Source organism: Pseudomonas sp. TH43 (assembly GCF_016650635.1).
Taxonomy (GTDB): domain Bacteria; phylum Pseudomonadota; class Gammaproteobacteria; order Pseudomonadales; family Pseudomonadaceae; genus Aquipseudomonas.
On the sequence record NZ_JAEKFI010000004.1, the window covers coordinates 1,507,532 to 1,523,466 of the forward strand.

Here is a 15,935-nt window from a genome sequence, read left to right on the forward strand (position 1 = left end):
GAGGGAGTTCGCCGTATTAAGGATTGACGCTGTCTTTCAACGACTTGCCTGGCTTGAACGCAACAGTGTTGCTGGCCTTGATTTTCACCGGCTCACCGGTTTGCGGGTTTTTGCCGGTGCGCGCACCGCGATGGCGTTGCAGGAAGGTGCCGAAGCCCACCAGCGTGACGCTGTCCTTGCGGTGCAGAGCGCCGGTGATTTCTTCGAGAACGGCGTTGAGTACGCGGTTGGCCTGTTCTTTGGTCAGATCTGCTTTTTCAGCGATTGCAGCGGCGAGTTCTGGTTTACGCATTAGTGAAGCCCCTTTGACGGTTTTTTGTTGTTATGTCCGTGCTGTTCTCGTTGGAACAGCGCCCAAGGCGCCGCAGGCTCTACTCTGCGGCAGACGGGAGTGAGAATGGCACGCGGACAAGGCCTGCGCCAGTCTCACTACGACCTTTGTGGGGGCAAAACCGGGGTGATTCCGACAGAACGACCGGTATTTACGCCAGCAGGGCCGGAAGCTGTTTGTTCAGGGCAAGTTTTTCCATGACCGCCGCGCCCGTCAGCGCGTAACCCAGCAACTGACCGTCGGCGCTGTGGCACAGGGCTTTGATGTCGCCACCCTGCCCTTCGACGCTCCAGACGCCTTCGCTGCCCCGTGGCGGTGGCGAAACTACCAGCGGACACACCGGAGTTTTTACGGTGATCGGCATCGGACCGTAGTTCACGGCGGTGGGGTTTCCTGCCAGGGTTTGTGCCAGCGCTCGCGCACAGCTCATGAGGGGCATCACGTACAGCAGATTCAGCCCATCGACCTCGGAACAGTCGCCCAGCGCATAGATATTGGCGTGGGACGTCTTCAGGTGCCGGTCGACGACGACGCCGCGATTGACCTGCACGCCGGCAGCCGCTGCCAGATCGATGCGGGGACGCAGACCGATCGCCGAGACCACCACATCGCAGGCGATGACCTGACCGTCGGACAGATGCGCTTCCAGGCCGTCAGCGACTTTCTGCAAGCGCGTCAGCACCGGGCCGAGGTGGAATTTTGCCCCGAGGCTTTCCAGCCCTGCCTGTACCGCTGCCGCAGCGGCCGGATGGAGCAAGGTCGGCATGACTTGTTCGCACGGCGCGACCAGTTGCACTTCATAGCCACCGAGGATCAGGTCGTTGGCGAATTCGCAGCCAATCAGACCAGCGCCGAGCAGCAACACCCGGCGTTTGCCGGCCGCTGCCGCGCGAAAACGTGCGTAGTCTTCGAGATCATTGATCGGGAACACCAGATCGCTACCGTCACCCTCGATCGGTACGCGAACGGTTTCCGCGCCCCAGGCGAGAATAAGGTCGCGGTAGGGCACGGCTTCTTCGCCGATCCACAGGCGCTTGTGGCCGGCGTCGATGCCGCTGATGCGCGTGTGGGTGCGCACTTCGGCTTTCAACTGCTCGGCCATTGCGCCGGGTTCGGCCATGCTCAAGCCATCGGCATCCTTGTTCTTGCCGAAACCGGTGGAGAGCATCGGCTTGGAGTAAGAGCGGCCGTCATCTGCGGTAATCAACAGCAGCGGGGTTTCGCTATCGAGTTTGCGAAACTCGCGGGCCAGGTTATAGCCGGCCAGCCCAGTGCCAACGATGACGACAGGTGCGCTCATGCCTTACTCCTTCACTTTGCTTAGTTGATTTCGATCATTTCGAAGTCCATCTTGCCGACGCCGCAGTCCGGGCACAGCCAGTCTTCGGGGACGTCCTGCCACAGGGTGCCCGGCGCGATGCCGTCATCCGGCCAGCCATCGGCTTCGTTGTAGATCAGGCCGCAGACCACACATTGCCACTTTTTCATTCAGGTACTTCCTCAGGGTTCAGGCTTATTACCGGCGCGGAGGGTCGATGGGTATTGCGCTGCCATCCGGCTCAGGGCGTTTTGTACTGATGGAGCCGGGCAGATGCAAGCCTGTTCGGCGCAATGGCGCTCCGGATCAATCAAAATCGCAACGCGCCATGGTAAGCTCGCCGCCTCATTTGCGGCCAATAATGACTCATTGTGCAACATTCAAATGCCTGCCCGGCCCCGCTCTGGCTGACTCAAAGCCAACTGACGCCCCTCCCCGATTCGTTGACCCTGAACTGGTTGTTCGACGAAGGCTCGCTGACCCGCCGACTGACGCGGCTGTCCAACGATGGCTTCAGCGTGACCCCGTTATTCGAGGGCTGGGACATCCTGCGCGCCGACGAATGCGCGGCCTTGAACCTGGCCGAAGGCAGCGAAGGCTGGGTGCGCGAAGTGTATTTGCGCGGGCATGACGAGGCCTGGGTGTTTGCCCGCAGCGTGGCCTCACGCGCCGCTTTGCAGGGCGACGGTTTGCACATGGATGAACTGGGCAGCCGCTCGCTGGGCGAACTGCTGTTTTGCGATCAGGCCTTCCAACGCCGCGCCATCGAAGTGTGTCACTACCCTGAAGCATGGCTGCCACCCGCCGCCAAAGCACCGCAGCTGTGGGGCCGCCGTTCGCGGTTCGACCGTGGCGCGCTGAGCGTGCTGGTTGCAGAAATCTTCTTGCCGAGCCTGTGGAGCGCCGCCCGCGCCCATCCGGAGAATTGCTGATGTATCAGAGCCTGCTCAAGTCCCTGAACCGTTTGAACCCGCGCGCGTGGGATTTCATTCAGTTGACCCGGATGGACAAGCCGATCGGCATTTATCTGCTGCTGTGGCCGACGTTGTGGGCGCTGTGGATTGCCGGCAAAGGCTCGCCGTCGCTGGCCAACGTGGTGATTTTCGTCCTTGGCGTGATACTGACCCGCGCCGGTGGTTGCGTGATCAACGACTGGGCCGATCGAAAGGTCGACGGTCACGTCAAACGCACCGCACAACGACCACTGGCGAGCGGCAAGATCAGTTCGAAAGAGGCGCTGGTGTTCTTCGCGCTGCTGATGGGCGTGAGTTTCCTGCTGGTGCTGTGCACCAATGCGCCAACGATCTGGCTGTCGCTGGGCGGTTTGGCGCTGGCCTTCACTTACCCGTTCATGAAGCGCTACACCTATTACCCGCAAGTGGTGCTGGGCGCGGCGTTTTCCTGGGGCATGCCGATGGCGTTCACCGCCGAGACTGGCGAACTGCCGGCGGCGGCCTGGCTGCTGTGGATCGCCAATCTGTTGTGGACGGTGGGTTACGACACCTATTACGCGATGACCGACCGCGATGACGACTTGAAGATCGGCGTGAAATCCACGGCGATCCTGTTCGGTGAGGCGGATCGGGTGATCATTCTGAGCTTGCAGGCGTTGTCACTGGGCTGCCTGTTGTTGGCGGGGTCGAAGTTCGAGCTGGGGGTGTGGTTCCACCTTGGTCTGCTGGTGGCTGCCGGTTGTTACGCATGGGAGTTCTGGTACACCCGCGATCGCGACCGGATGCGCTGCTTCAAGGCGTTTTTGCACAACCACTGGGCCGGGTTGGCGATATTCGTCGGGATCGTGCTGGACTACGCACTGCGCTAAACACCAAACCTGTAGGAGCAAAGCTTGCTCGCGAAGAAGTCGCGTCAGTCAGAACATGCATTAACTGACACACCGCCTTCGCGAGCAAGCTCGGCTCCTACAGGGTGACGCAGTTATTTTTGTGACATGTGCACGACGTGCCAGACGTCTTTCATGCCATCACCCTTCATTTCTCCAGGTTTTTCGTCCTTCATGAAGGTGTACAGCGGTTTGCCGTCGTAGGCGTATTGCATCATGCCGTCATCACGCTTGATCACTGTCCATTTGCCTTCAGCCTTGGCACCCGCCGGCGCCATCATTGGCGGCCAGTTTTTCGCGCAATCGGCGTTACACATCGACTTGCCGCCAGCGTCCTTGTCGAACGTATAAACGGTCATGCCTTTGTGATCGACCATCATGCCGTCTTTCATCATGGCGGGCTCGGCGGCCATGGCAAATCCAGGCAAAGTCAGGGCCGCAGCCATCAGCAGGGCTTTGAAAGAAACAGTCATTTGAGTCATGGAAACCTTCTTTTGTGGTTGTCAGGATTCGGACTTAGAGCTTAGTTCAGGATTTGCACAATCGCCGCCGGACTAAAATACTGTCACACGACTGCAATAATTCCGTTATCTAATGCGGCGCAAGACAGTTAAATGACAAGAGGATTAAGGCATGGTTGGCAGGAGCATTCTGATCGTCGACGACGAAGCGCCCATTCGCGAAATGATCGCCGTTGCGTTGGAAATGGCCGGCTATGACTGCCTCGAGGCGGAGAACTCGCAGCAGGCGCACGCCATCATCGTCGACCGCAAGCCGGACCTGATCCTGCTCGACTGGATGCTGCCCGGCACTTCCGGCATCGAGCTGGCCCGCCGCCTCAAGCGTGATGAGCTGACCGGGGACATCCCGATCATCATGCTTACCGCGAAGGGCGAAGAGGACAACAAGATCCAGGGGCTGGAAGTCGGCGCCGACGACTACATCACCAAACCGTTTTCCCCGCGTGAACTGGTCGCCCGCCTCAAAGCTGTGCTGCGCCGCGCCGGACCGACCGATGGCGAAGCGCCGATTGAAGTCGGTGGCTTGCTGCTCGACCCGATCAGCCACCGTGTGACCATCGACGGCAAACCGGCCGAGATGGGCCCGACCGAATACCGTCTGCTGCAATTCTTCATGACCCACCAGGAACGCGCCTACACCCGTGGCCAGTTGCTGGATCAGGTCTGGGGCGGCAACGTCTACGTTGAAGAACGCACCGTCGACGTGCACATCCGCCGTCTGCGCAAGGCCCTCGGCGACGCCTACGAAAATCTGGTACAAACCGTGCGCGGCACCGGTTACCGGTTTTCCACCAAAGCGTAAAAAAACAGCTGCACGCTTCTAGCTATAAGCGGCAAGAAACAACGAGCCGCTGTGCCTTGCAGCTTGCGGCTTGAAACTTGAAGCTGCGTTTAAGGACGCCCCGTGAATCAAAACTGGCATGGCACCCTGATTCGCCACATGCTGCTGCTGGTCACCGCGTGTCTGGTGATCGGCCTGATCACCGGCTATTACGGCTGGAGCCTCGCGGCGGGTCTGGGTATTTATCTGGGCTGGACGCTCAAGCAATTGCTGCGCCTGCACGAGTGGCTGCGCCAGCACCAACCCGACGAAGCACCGCCCGACGGCTATGGTCTGTGGGGCGAAGTGTTCGACAGCATCTACCACCTGCAACGCCGCGACCAACGCGTGCGTGGGCGCCTGCAAGCGGTGATCGACCGGGTGCAGGAGTCCACCGCTGCGCTGAAAGACGCGGTGATCATGCTCGACAGCGACGGCAACCTGGAATGGTGGAACCGCGCCGCCGAAACCCTGCTCGGCCTCAAGACCCCGCAAGACAGCGGCCAACCGGTAACCAACCTGGTACGGCATCCGCGCTTCAAGGAATACTTCGAGCAGGAAAGTTACGCCGAGCCGCTGGAAATCCCTTCGCCGACCAATGATCGCGTGCGCATTCAGTTGTACCTCACCCGCTATGGCAACAATGAACACTTGATGCTGGTGCGCGACGTCACGCGCATTCATCAGCTTGAGCAAATGCGCAAAGACTTCATCGCCAACGTTTCCCACGAACTGCGCACCCCGCTGACAGTGATCTGCGGTTATCTGGAAACCCTGCTCGACAACGTCGAAGACGTGAACCCGCGCTGGAGTCGAGCCCTGCAACAGATGCAGCAACAGGGCGGGCGCATGCAGACGCTGCTCAATGATCTGTTGTTGCTGGCGAAGCTGGAAGCCACCGACTACCCGTCGGACAACCAGCCGATCCATGTCGATACATTGCTGCAATCGATCAAGAGCGATGCGCAGCAGTTGTCCGGTTCGAAAAACCAGCGCATCACCCTCGAAGCCGACGCCAGCCTGCTGCTCAAGGGCAGCGAGGCGGAATTGCGCAGTGCGTTTTCCAACCTGGTGTTCAACGCGGTGAAGTACACCCCGGCCGAGGGCAACATCCGCGTCCGCTGGTGGGGCGACGAACAAGGTGCGCACCTGAGCGTGCAGGATTCCGGGATCGGCATCGACAGCAAACACCTGCCGCGCCTGACCGAACGCTTCTATCGCGTCGACTCCAGCCGCAACTCCAACACCGGCGGCACCGGCCTGGGCCTGGCCATCGTCAAACATGTGTTGTTGCGCCATCGCGCGCGCATGGAGATCAGCAGCGTGCCCGGTCACGGCAGCACGTTCACCTGCCATTTCGCCCCGGCGCAAGTCGCTCCAGCGCGGATAAACAGCGCCGCCGAGTAGAGCGCCACTAGGCAATCGCCCAGTCAGCCGCTACATTGGCTGACTTGTGCCTGCCTTTCAGGCGCGGCTATTACTTCTTTCGAATCACACGGAACCCGCAAAACTCCATCATGGACCCTTCCCCTGGCTTGTCCCTCGCAACAATATTCGCCGATTTCGGCATGATCCTTTTTGCTCTGATCCTGGTTTTGCTCAACGGCTTCTTCGTTGCGGCAGAGTTCGCCATGGTCAAACTGCGCTCGACCCGGGTCGAGGCCATCGCTGATAAAAACGGCTGGCGCGGGCACATCCTGCGCACCGTACACAGTCAGCTCGATGCGTACCTCTCGGCGTGTCAGTTGGGTATCACGCTGGCCTCGCTCGGCCTTGGCTGGGTCGGTGAGCCGGCGTTCGCGCATATTCTCGAGCCGTTGCTCAGCGCGGTCGGCGTGCAATCGCCGGAAATCGTCAAAGGTGTGTCTTTCTTCACTGCGTTCTTCATCATTTCGTACCTGCACATCGTCGTCGGCGAGTTGGCCCCAAAATCGTGGGCGATTCGCAAACCCGAGTTGCTGTCGCTGTGGACGGCGGTGCCGCTGTACCTGTTCTACTGGGCAATGTACCCGGCGATTTACCTGCTCAACGCCAGCGCCAACGCGATTCTGCGTATCGCCGGCCAAGGTGAACCCGGCCCGCACCATGAACACCATTACAGCCGCGAAGAACTGAAACTGATCCTGCACTCCAGCCGTGGCCAGGATCCGAGCGATCAGGGCATGCGCGTACTGGCTTCGGCGGTGGAAATGGGCGAGTTGGAAGTGGTCGACTGGGCCAACTCCCGCGAAGACCTGATCACGCTGGAATTCAACGCGCCGCTGAAAGAAATCCTGGCGATGTTCCGTCGCCACAAGTTCAGCCGTTATCCGGTGTACGACAGCGAGCGTCAGGAGTTCGTCGGCCTACTGCACATCAAGGATCTGCTGCTGGAATTGGCGGCGCTGGATCACATTCCCGAGTCGTTCAACCTGGCTGAACTGACCCGTCCGCTGGAGCGCGTATCGCGGCACATGCCGCTGTCGCAGTTGCTGGAGCAGTTCCGCAAGGGCGGCTCGCACTTCGCCGTGGTCGAGGAGGCTGACGGCAACATCATCGGCTACCTGACCATGGAAGACGTGCTGGAAGTGCTGGTCGGCGACATCCAGGACGAACACCGCAAGGCTGAGCGCGGCATTCTTGCCTATCAGCCCGGCAAGCTGCTGGTGCGTGGCGACACGCCGTTGTTCAAGGTTGAACGCCTGCTCGGTATCGACCTCGATCACATCGAAGCGGAAACCCTCGCCGGGCTGATCTACGAAACCCTGAAACGGGTACCGGAAGAGGAAGAAGTGCTGGAAGTCGAAGGGCTGCGGATCATCATCAAGAAGATGAAAGGGCCGAAGATTGTGCTGGCGAAGGTTTTGATGCTGGATTGATCGGCTGATCCGGCACCGCGCCGCTCCCTTCGCGAGCAGGCTCGCTCCCACAGGTTCGGTGTGATCCCTGTGGGAGCGAGCCTGCTCGCGAAGGGGTCAGCAGATACAACACATTACTGTTTGCCCAGCGCAAAGTTGGGCAATGCTCCCAGTGGCTGGTTGAACTGATACGGAATCGACACCAGCCCCGCTCCGCTGTTGCGCTGCACCACGAAGTGCAGGTGCGGGCCGCTGCTGTTGCCGGTGTTGCCCGACAGCGCCAACGGACTGCCGACCGTCACCCTTTGCCCTTCACGTACGCTCACCGAACCTTGCTTGAGGTGCAGGTACACGCCCATCGTGCCGTCATCGTGCAGCACCCGCACAAAGTTGCCCGACGCATCGTTGCCGCGCCCGCTCTGGGAATTCTCGGTTTTCACCACCACCCCTGCCCGCGCGGCAATGATCGGTGTGCCGACCGGCATGGCGATGTCCATCGCATATTTGTTCTTCGGCCCGTAGTGGCTGTATTGGCCGTTGGCACCCTGACTCAAGCGGAACGGCCCGCCACGCCACGGCAGCGGATAGCGATAGCCCTGCGCGGTGCCAGCGGGATCACCGAGGGAATACTGGAACTGCGGCGTGTACACCAGCGGCTTGCCACCGGACACCGCCGTCAGCAACGCCAACCGCGTATTGCTGCGCGCCGGCAGCACCCGGCGGATGGTTTGCGCCGGCGCGCCACGCACGTTGCTCATGCCGGTAAATGCCAGCGCCACCTCGACCGGCGCATACAGGTCGTTGCGCACGAACACCACGTCGGTGCCCCTCTGCTTTTTGATGTCGAGGTACACCTGACGGTCCAGACGTTCGACCATCCGATCCTGAAAGACGAACACCTGCGAGCCTTTGCTCGGTCGGTCGCTGTAGGAAACAACGCCGTTGGCATCAGTGGATTTGTAAATGGTCATGGCCACAGCCGAGGTGGAGGCCATGAAGAGACCACAGAAAAACAGCAGGCGCGCGAGCATGGGCAAGAGTCTGTCGAAGTAAGGCCTGGAAGAGAGCCTAGCAGCTGAGACAGACCAGGGTAGTCGACAGATGTTTCAAATTGGGCAACGCGGAAGATCGGTGGTGCTTTTGATGGCCCCTTCGCGAGCAGGCTCGCTCCCACATTGGGAATGCTTTTCCAATGTAGGAGCGAGCCTGCTCGCGAAGACGGACTTTCCGGCGACGCGAATTACGCGCCGGGAACGAAGTGCTTCTGCGCCGTGCCGCGAGCGATCAGACGGGAGATGTAGTCGAGCTTCTGCGCGTCCTGATCGACGAAGCGGAAAGTCAGTTGCAGCCAGTCGCTGTCGGCTTTCTGCTCGTGGGCGACGATGGCGTGCAGGTAGCCATTGAGGCGGGCGATTTCGGCGTTGTCGCCCTGCTCCAGGTCGAGCACGGCGCTGTCGAGGATCTGCGGCAGCGTGTCGGTGCGTTTCACCACCAGCAGCGCTTCCTTGATGCTCAGCGCCTTGATCACGCATTGCTGGTTGCCGCTTGGCAGGCGCAACTGGCCCTGACCGCGACCACCGGCCGGCGCTTTCGACGCGGCGGGTGCCTGCACTGGCGGGCTGTTGAGCAGACCACGGGACGGCGCAGCGGCGGGTGCTGGAGCAGCAGCGGCAGGCTTGGCGAACGGATTGACCGCAGCGGCCGCCGGAGCACCACCGACCACGGCAGGTTTACCGCCGGTCAAAGCGCTCAGGGAATCGTTGCCGAACGCCGAGTTCATCTTGGTCGGCGCGCTGTTCATCAGGGTGTCGAGTTTGCCGACCTTGTTCAGCGCCTGCTTGACCTTGGTCAGCAGCTGCTCGTTGGTGAATGGCTTGCTGACGTAACCGGAAACGCCGGCCTGAATCGCCTGCACGACGTTTTCCTTGTCGCCCCGGCTGGTGACCATGACAAACGGCATGGTCTTGAGATTGTCTTGCTCGCGGCACCAGGTCAGCAGTTCAAGACCGGACATTTCCGGCATTTCCCAGTCGCACAGGACCAGGTCGAACGCTTCTCTGGCCAGCATCGCTTGAGCTTTTTTGCCGTTGACGGCGTCCTCGGTGCGGATCCCCGGGAAGTAATTACGCAGGCACTTTTTTACCAGGTCACGAATGAACGAAGCATCGTCCACGACCAACACACTGATCTTGCTCATCCAACACCCCTATAAAAATCCCGGCAAGCATACCGCTTTTACTGATGGCACATTGCCAACAATCTTCAGTCACGCCGGGACTTTTCGTTCGCGGGTGCTGCTTTTCAATTCGATTCTTTGTTCGATAACCGTAAACAAAAACGCCCGGCCAAAGGGCCGGGCGCTTTTCTCAGGCAATCTTACTTATCGTCAGCATCGCCCGGAACATTAGCGGTTTCGCCGCTTGTGCCTTGAACTTCTTCCTTCATCCGCTTGAGGCCCATATGACGCACGTCGGTGCCGCGCACCAGGTAGATGACCAATTCGGAGATGTTGCGCGCGTGATCGCCGATGCGCTCCAGGGAACGCAGCACCCAGATGATGCTCAAGACCCGCGAGATAGAGCGCGGGTCTTCCATCATGTAGGTCGCCAGCTCGCGCAGCGCGGTCTTGTATTCGCGGTCGATGATCTTGTCGTACTGGGCCACCGACAACGCCAGGTCGGCGTCGAAACGGGCAAACGCGTCCAGCGCATCGCGAACCATGTTGCGCACCTGGTCGCCGATGTGGCGAACCTCGACGTAACCGCGCGGCGCCTCGCCTTCTTCGCACAGCTGAATCGCGCGGCGGGCGATCTTGGTGGCTTCGTCACCGATGCGCTCGAGGTCGATCACCGACTTGGAGATGCTGATGATCAGACGCAGGTCGGACGCCGCCGGCTGGCGACGGGCGAGAATGCGCAGGCATTCTTCGTCGATGTTGCGTTCCATCTGGTTGATCTGGTCATCGATCTCACGCACTTGCTGCGCCAGACCGGAGTCGGCCTCGATCAGCGCGGTCACCGCGTCGTTGACCTGCTTCTCGACCAGCCCGCCCATGGCCAGGAGGTGGCTGCGCACTTCCTCAAGCTCGGCGTTGAACTGCGCGGAAATGTGATGGGTAAGACCTTCCTTAGAAATCATTGTGTTCGCTCCGCAAAAGCTTTAACCAAGAGCTGCAAGCTACAAGCTGCAAGCTGAAATTTGTCGTTACGCTGAACCGCTTTGACTTGCCGCTTTGACTTGCCGCTTGCAGCTTGCAGCTTCAAGCTTGCGGCTGTACGGCTAGCCGTACCGACCGGTGATGTAATCTTCGGTCTGCTTCTTCGCCGGATTGGTGAACAGGGTATCGGTGTCACCGAATTCCACCAGTTTGCCCATGTACATGAACGCCGTGTAGTCGGACACCCGCGCCGCTTGCTGCATGTTGTGCGTGACGATGACGATGGTGAACTTGGATTTCAGCTCGTAGATCAGCTCTTCGACTTTCAGCGTCGAGATCGGGTCGAGGGCCGAGCACGGTTCGTCGAGCAGCAACACTTCCGGCTCAACCGCGATAGTGCGGGCAATCACCAGACGCTGCTGCTGACCACCGGACAGACCGAGTGCCGATTCGTGCAGACGGTCTTTAACCTCATCCCACAGCGCCGCGCCTTTCAACGCCCACTCGACCGCTTCGTCGAGGATGCGCTTCTTGTTGATGCCCTGGATGCGCAGGCCGTAGACCACGTTTTCGTAGATGGTCTTCGGGAACGGGTTGGGCTTCTGGAACACCATGCCGACGCGACGACGCAACTCGGCCACGTCTTCGCCTTTGCGATAGATGTTGTTGCCGTACAGGTTGATCGCGCCTTCAACGCGACAGCCGTCAACCAGGTCGTTCATGCGGTTGAAGGTGCGCAACAGCGTGGATTTACCGCAACCGGACGGGCCGATGAAAGCGGTCACGCGCTGTTTCGGGATGTTCATGCTGACGTCGAACAGCGCTTGTTTCTCGCCGTAGTACAGGCTCAGGCCCGGTACTTCGATGGCCACGGTTTCCTGCTCGAGGTTCAGGCTCTGCTTGTCGCGGCCCAGGGCAGACATGTTGATGCCGTGGGTATGTGCTTCGTGCTGCATGGGAGGCTCCCTGTGCTGACAAATTCGGTTCGGTTGACCGCTGACCTCACAACATGGGTCAGCGGTGATGCCGCTCTCTGTAGGAGCACAGCTTGCTGGCGAAGGCGATTTTGATGACGCCATCGCGGGCAAGCCTTGCTCCTACAGTGAGAGGCGTTAATCAGCTATCCAGTGCTTTGTATTTTTCGCGCAGGTGGTTACGGATCCACACTGCCGACAGGTTCAACGTGGCGATTACCAGCACCAGCAACAGTGCCGTGGCGTACACCAGCGGGCGGGCCGCTTCGACGTTGGGGCTCTGGAAGCCGACGTCATAAATATGGAAGCCCAAGTGCATGATCTTCTGATCCAGGTGCAGGTACGGGTAGTTGCCGTCCACCGGCAGCGACGGCGCCAGTTTCACCACACCCACCAGCATCAGCGGTGCCACTTCACCGGCGGCGCGAGCCACGGCGAGGATCATGCCGGTCATCATCGCCGGGCTGGCCATCGGAATCACAATCTTCCACAAGGTTTCAGCCTTGGTCGCACCGAGGGCCAACGAGCCTTCACGAACGGTGCGCGGGATACGCGCCAGACCTTCCTCGGTCGCGACGATCACCACCGGCACCGCCAGCAGCGCCAACGTCAGCGACGCCCAGAGCAGACCCGGCGTACCGAAGGTCGGTGCCGGCAGCGCTTCCGGGAAGAACAAGCGGTCGACCGAACCACCGAGCACGTAAACGAAGAAGCCCAGACCGAACACGCCGTAAACGATCGCCGGAACACCAGCGAGGTTGTTCACCGCGATGCGGATGATCCGCGTCAGGGTGTTCTGCTTGGCGTATTCACGCAGGTACACCGCCGCCAACACGCCGAACGGGGTGACGATCATCGCCATGATCAAAGTCATCATCACGGTGCCGAAGATCGCCGGGAAGATCCCGCCTTCGGTGTTCGCTTCACGCGGGTCGTCCGAGAGGAATTCCCAGATCTTGCTGAAGTAGAAACCGACCTTGGTGAAGGTGCTCATCGCGTTCGGCTGGTAGGCGTGAACCACTTTGCCCAGACCGATTTCAATTTCTTTGCCGTTGGCATCACGGGCGGTCAAAGCGTCGCGGTTGAACTGCGCATGCAGATCGGCCAGACGCGCTTCGATGTCCTGATAACGCGCATTCAGTTCGGCGCGCTCGGATTCCATGTCCGCTTGCGCGGTGGCGTCGAGCTTGCCTTCCAGCTCCAGTTTGCGACCGTGCAGACGGATGCGCTCAAGGCCTGCGTTGATCGCACCAATATCGGTTTTTTCCAGCGACTTCAGTTGAGCAGCCAGACCGTTTACACGGTTGATCCGCGCTTGCAGCTCGGGCCACGCAGCCTCGCCCTCGGCGATGACTTTACCGTCCTGTTTGACGTTGACCAGGTAGCCGTAGAAGTTGCCCCACTCGCGACGCTCGATCGCCATCAGCTCTGGCGGCGTGGTCTGGTTGGTCAGCCACTCGCCGACAATCCAGGTGAAGTCGTTGCCGTTCAGGTCACGGTTGCCGACCTTGATCAGCTCGCGGGTCATGAACTCCGGGCCTTGATCCGGCACTGGCAAACCAGCGCTTTTCAGGCGGGCGCGCGGCACTTCTTCCTTCTGTACCACTTCACCGACGACCAGGTGATTGGCCTGGCCCGGGACGTCATAACTGGCGTGGATCAGATCTGCAGGCCAGAAGTGACCGAGACCGCGCACAGCGATGACCGCCAACAGGCCAATGGTCATGATGACCGCGATGGACACCGCGCCACCGCTGATCCAGACGCCCGGGGCGCCGCTCTTGAACCATCCTTTCAGGGAGTTCTGTTTCACAGACTTCTACCTTTGCTTAAAGCGACGAGTATTTCTTGCGCAGACGCTGACGAATCAGTTCTGCCAGGGTGTTCATGACGAAGGTGAACAACAGCAGCACAAGCGCCGAGAGGAACAGCACGCGGTAGTGGCTGCCGCCGACTTCCGACTCGGGCATTTCCACCGCAACGTTGGCGGCCAGGGTGCGCAGGCCTTCGAACAGGTTCATTTCCATGACCGGGGTGTTGCCGGTGGCCATCAGCACGATCATGGTTTCACCGACCGCACGGCCCATGCCGATCATCAGTGCCGAGAAGATCCCCGGGCTGGCGGTGAGGATAACCACGCGGGTCATGGTCTGCCACGGCGTGGCGCCGAGGGCCAGCGACCCGAGGGTCAGACCACGCGGCACGCTGAACACGGCGTCTTCGGCAATCGAATAGATGTTCGGGATCACCGCGAAGCCCATGGCCAGACCAACCACCAGGGCGTTGCGCTGGTCGTAGGTGATGCCCAGGTCGTGGGAGATCCACATGCGCATGTCACCGCCGAAGAACCAGTTCTCCATGAACGGGCTCATGTACAGCGACAGCCAGCCCACAAACAGGATCACCGGAATCAGCAGCGCACTTTCCCAACCGTCCGGGACTTTCAGGCGGATCGATTCAGGCAGACGGCTGAAGGTGAAACCGGCGACCAGAATGCCGATCGGCAGCAACATCAGCAGGCTGAAGATGCCCGGCAAATGCCCTTCCACATAAGGCGCGAGGAACAGGCCGGCGAAAAAGCCGAGGATCACCGTCGGCATCGCTTCCATCAGCTCGATGACCGGTTTGACCTTGCGGCGCATGCCCGGGGCCATGAAGTACGCGGTGTAGATCGCGGCGGCAACGGCCAGCGGTGCAGCCAGCAGCATCGCGTAGAACGCGGCTTTGAGCGTGCCGAAGGTCAGTGGCGAGAGGCTCAGTTTCGGTTCGAAATCGGTGTTGGCGGCAGTCGATTGCCAGACGTATTTAGGCTCGTCGTAGTTCTCGTACCAGACCTTGCTCCACAGCGCGCTCCACGATACTTCCGGGTGCGGGTTGTCGAGCAGCAGCGGTTGCAGCTTGCCGCCGGCTTCGACGATCACGCGGTTGGCACGCGGTGACAGGCCGAATACGCCTTGGCCATCAACTACCTGATCAACCAGCAGCGTACGGTGCGCGGTGCTGTGGAACACGCCGAGCTTGCCGCTGGCATCCAGCGCGAGGAAGCCTTTACGGCGTTCTTCAGCAGTGATTTCAACGATCGGCGCGGTGCCCATCTGGAAGGTACGGATCTGCTTCAGGCGCAGCTCGCCGTCGGTGTCACGCGCCATGAACCATTGGGCCAGACCACCCTTGGAGTCACCCACGATCAGCGAGATACCGCCGACCAATTGCGTGGTGGCCGTGACTTCGGCGTCAGCGTTTTCCAGCAGTTTGTAGCGACCGTTGAGGCTCTTGTCGCGCAGGCTGAATACGTCGGCCTGAGCGCGCCCGTTGACCACGTACAGCCATTGCTGGCGCGGGTCGACGAAGATGTTTTTCACCGGCTCGGTCATCTGCGGCAGATCGATGCGCTTCTGCTCGTTGGTGACTTCGCCAGTCATCATGTTTTCTTCGCTGGTCAGCGACAACACATTGAGTTGCGAACCGGTCGAACCGACCAGAATCAGGGTGGTATCGGTGGCGTTGAGGCTGACGTGTTCCAGCGCACCGCCGCTTTCGTTCAACGCGATCGGCGTGTTGCCGTACGGGTATTCGACGGCCGGGGTGATGGTTTTCTTGCCGTCGGGGTAGCTGACTTTATAAGTGTGACGGAACACCAGCGCCTGACCGTTGGACAGACCCACTGCCACCAGCGGATGACCTGGCTGGTCTTCACCGATGGCGGTCACGGTGGTGCCGGCCGGGACCGGCAGATCGACGCGCTTCAATTCAGCGCCACTGTCGATATCAAAGAACAGCGCCTGGCCTTTGTCGGAAACGCGCATGGCCACCTGATTCTGCTCTTCGAGCGAAATCATCAGCGGCTTGCCGGCGTCCTGCATCCAGGCTGGGGTGATGGCGTCTTTCGCGGTCAGGTCGGCACCCTTGAACAGCGGCGCAACCACGTAGGCGAGGAAGAAAAAGATCAGGGTGATCGCTGCCAACACTGCCAGGCCGCCCACGAGGACGTACCAACGGGTGAAGCGATCCTTGAGCGCGCGGATGCGGCGCTTGCGTTGCAGCTCAGGCGTATTGAAATCAATGCGCTTGGGAGGGGAAGTCGTAGTCATTGTGGAATTGGCCAGATCATTCATGCGCACACCCTAGCGATCCTGT

Annotated in this window: 15 protein-coding genes; 5 read left to right on the plus strand and 10 right to left on the minus strand. The window is 60.4% G+C overall.

Features of this window, described 5'->3' with window-relative positions; translation table 11 throughout:
- Positions 1–16: 16 nt before the first annotated feature.
- The 3 genes from JFT81_RS23305 to JFT81_RS23315 all read right to left on the minus strand — a co-directional run bounded on the left by JFT81_RS23305 (position 17) and on the right by JFT81_RS23315 (position 1,819).
- Positions 17–292 (minus strand): HU family DNA-binding protein, encoded by a 276-nt coding sequence (locus JFT81_RS23305; RefSeq protein ID WP_003213368.1) that lies wholly within the window; start codon positions 290–292, stop codon positions 17–19.
- Between the two features lie 190 nt (positions 293–482).
- On the minus strand, positions 483–1,631 hold the full coding sequence (locus JFT81_RS23310) for an FAD-dependent oxidoreductase (RefSeq protein ID WP_201229375.1): 1,149 nt from the start codon (positions 1,629–1,631) through the stop codon (positions 483–485).
- A gap of 20 nt (positions 1,632–1,651) precedes the next feature.
- Positions 1,652–1,819 (minus strand): rubredoxin, encoded by a 168-nt coding sequence (locus JFT81_RS23315; protein ID WP_007954349.1) that lies wholly within the window; start codon positions 1,817–1,819, stop codon positions 1,652–1,654.
- A gap of 201 nt (positions 1,820–2,020) precedes the next feature.
- Here JFT81_RS23315 and JFT81_RS23320 point away from each other — a divergent pair, with 201 nt between their 5' ends.
- Both JFT81_RS23320 and ubiA read left to right on the plus strand, forming a co-directional pair.
- Entirely contained in the window at positions 2,021–2,581 is a 561-nt protein-coding gene (locus tag JFT81_RS23320) for a chorismate lyase (RefSeq protein WP_201229376.1), read from the plus strand.
- Positions 2,581–3,471, plus strand: a complete 891-nt coding sequence (ubiA, locus tag JFT81_RS23325) for a 4-hydroxybenzoate octaprenyltransferase (protein ID WP_201229377.1) — start codon at positions 2,581–2,583, stop codon at positions 3,469–3,471. The genes JFT81_RS23320 and ubiA overlap by 1 nt, the downstream gene beginning before the upstream one ends.
- Positions 3,472–3,584: 113 nt before the next feature.
- Here the strand turns inward: ubiA and JFT81_RS23330 are convergent, their stop codons facing one another.
- On the minus strand, positions 3,585–3,971 hold the full coding sequence (locus tag JFT81_RS23330) for a hypothetical protein (RefSeq protein ID WP_201229379.1): 387 nt from the start codon (positions 3,969–3,971) through the stop codon (positions 3,585–3,587).
- A gap of 151 nt (positions 3,972–4,122) precedes the next feature.
- Between JFT81_RS23330 and phoB the strand changes: the two genes are divergently transcribed.
- From phoB to JFT81_RS23345, 3 genes are all read left to right on the plus strand, one after another.
- Positions 4,123–4,812, plus strand: coding sequence for a phosphate regulon transcriptional regulator PhoB (gene phoB / locus JFT81_RS23335; RefSeq protein ID WP_007896474.1), 690 nt, complete (start codon positions 4,123–4,125; stop codon positions 4,810–4,812).
- Positions 4,813–4,950: 138 nt separating this feature from the next.
- Positions 4,951–6,237 (plus strand): phosphate regulon sensor histidine kinase PhoR, encoded by a 1,287-nt coding sequence (gene phoR / locus JFT81_RS23340; RefSeq protein ID WP_207199958.1) that lies wholly within the window; start codon positions 4,951–4,953, stop codon positions 6,235–6,237.
- A gap of 110 nt (positions 6,238–6,347) precedes the next feature.
- Positions 6,348–7,688, plus strand: a complete 1,341-nt coding sequence (locus JFT81_RS23345; RefSeq protein ID WP_129386672.1) for a hemolysin family protein — start codon at positions 6,348–6,350, stop codon at positions 7,686–7,688.
- A gap of 113 nt (positions 7,689–7,801) precedes the next feature.
- Here the strand turns inward: JFT81_RS23345 and JFT81_RS23350 are convergent, their stop codons facing one another.
- From JFT81_RS23350 to JFT81_RS23375, 6 genes are all read right to left on the minus strand, one after another.
- Entirely contained in the window at positions 7,802–8,698 is an 897-nt protein-coding gene (locus JFT81_RS23350; RefSeq protein ID WP_201229383.1) for a M23 family metallopeptidase, read from the minus strand.
- Between the two features lie 209 nt (positions 8,699–8,907).
- Positions 8,908–9,864: a response regulator gene (locus tag JFT81_RS23355; protein WP_201229384.1), complete on the minus strand. Its 957-nt coding sequence runs from the start codon at positions 9,862–9,864 to the stop codon at positions 8,908–8,910.
- A gap of 179 nt (positions 9,865–10,043) precedes the next feature.
- Positions 10,044–10,805 carry a phosphate signaling complex protein PhoU gene (gene phoU / locus JFT81_RS23360; protein ID WP_201229385.1) on the minus strand — a complete coding sequence of 254 codons (762 nt, stop codon included), beginning with the start codon at positions 10,803–10,805 and terminating at the stop codon, positions 10,044–10,046.
- A gap of 141 nt (positions 10,806–10,946) precedes the next feature.
- The gene (gene pstB, locus JFT81_RS23365) at positions 10,947–11,780 is read right to left on the minus strand and encodes a phosphate ABC transporter ATP-binding protein PstB (RefSeq protein WP_064116474.1); all 834 of its coding nucleotides are present in this window, start codon (positions 11,778–11,780) and stop codon (positions 10,947–10,949) included.
- A 160-nt stretch (positions 11,781–11,940) separates the two neighbouring features.
- Positions 11,941–13,611 (minus strand): phosphate ABC transporter permease PstA, encoded by a 1,671-nt coding sequence (gene pstA / locus JFT81_RS23370; protein ID WP_201229386.1) that lies wholly within the window; start codon positions 13,609–13,611, stop codon positions 11,941–11,943.
- A 16-nt stretch (positions 13,612–13,627) separates the two neighbouring features.
- Positions 13,628–15,661, minus strand: a complete 2,034-nt coding sequence (locus JFT81_RS23375; protein WP_201230630.1) for an ABC transporter permease subunit — start codon at positions 15,659–15,661, stop codon at positions 13,628–13,630.
- Positions 15,662–15,935 lie beyond the last annotated feature (274 nt).

Coding starts and splice junctions, on each gene's coding strand:
- JFT81_RS23305 (WP_003213368.1), bottom strand. CDS start 292: ATGCGTAAACCAGAACTCGCCGCTGCAATCGCTGAAAAAGCAGATCTG.
- JFT81_RS23310 (WP_201229375.1), bottom strand. CDS start 1,631: ATGAGCGCACCTGTCGTCATCGTTGGCACTGGGCTGGCCGGCTATAAC.
- JFT81_RS23315 (WP_007954349.1), bottom strand. CDS start 1,819: ATGAAAAAGTGGCAATGTGTGGTCTGCGGCCTGATCTACAACGAAGCC.
- ubiA (WP_201229377.1), top strand. CDS start 2,581: ATGTATCAGAGCCTGCTCAAGTCCCTGAACCGTTTGAACCCGCGCGCG.
- JFT81_RS23330 (WP_201229379.1), bottom strand. CDS start 3,971: ATGACTCAAATGACTGTTTCTTTCAAAGCCCTGCTGATGGCTGCGGCC.
- phoB (WP_007896474.1), top strand. CDS start 4,123: ATGGTTGGCAGGAGCATTCTGATCGTCGACGACGAAGCGCCCATTCGC.
- phoR (WP_207199958.1), top strand. CDS start 4,951: ATGCTGCTGCTGGTCACCGCGTGTCTGGTGATCGGCCTGATCACCGGC.
- JFT81_RS23345 (WP_129386672.1), top strand. CDS start 6,348: ATGGACCCTTCCCCTGGCTTGTCCCTCGCAACAATATTCGCCGATTTC.
- JFT81_RS23350 (WP_201229383.1), bottom strand. CDS start 8,698: ATGCTCGCGCGCCTGCTGTTTTTCTGTGGTCTCTTCATGGCCTCCACC.
- JFT81_RS23355 (WP_201229384.1), bottom strand. CDS start 9,864: ATGAGCAAGATCAGTGTGTTGGTCGTGGACGATGCTTCGTTCATTCGT.
- phoU (WP_201229385.1), bottom strand. CDS start 10,805: ATGATTTCTAAGGAAGGTCTTACCCATCACATTTCCGCGCAGTTCAAC.
- pstB (WP_064116474.1), bottom strand. CDS start 11,780: ATGCAGCACGAAGCACATACCCACGGCATCAACATGTCTGCCCTGGGC.
- JFT81_RS23375 (WP_201230630.1), bottom strand. CDS start 15,661: ATGCAGGACGCCGGCAAGCCGCTGATGATTTCGCTCGAAGAGCAGAAT.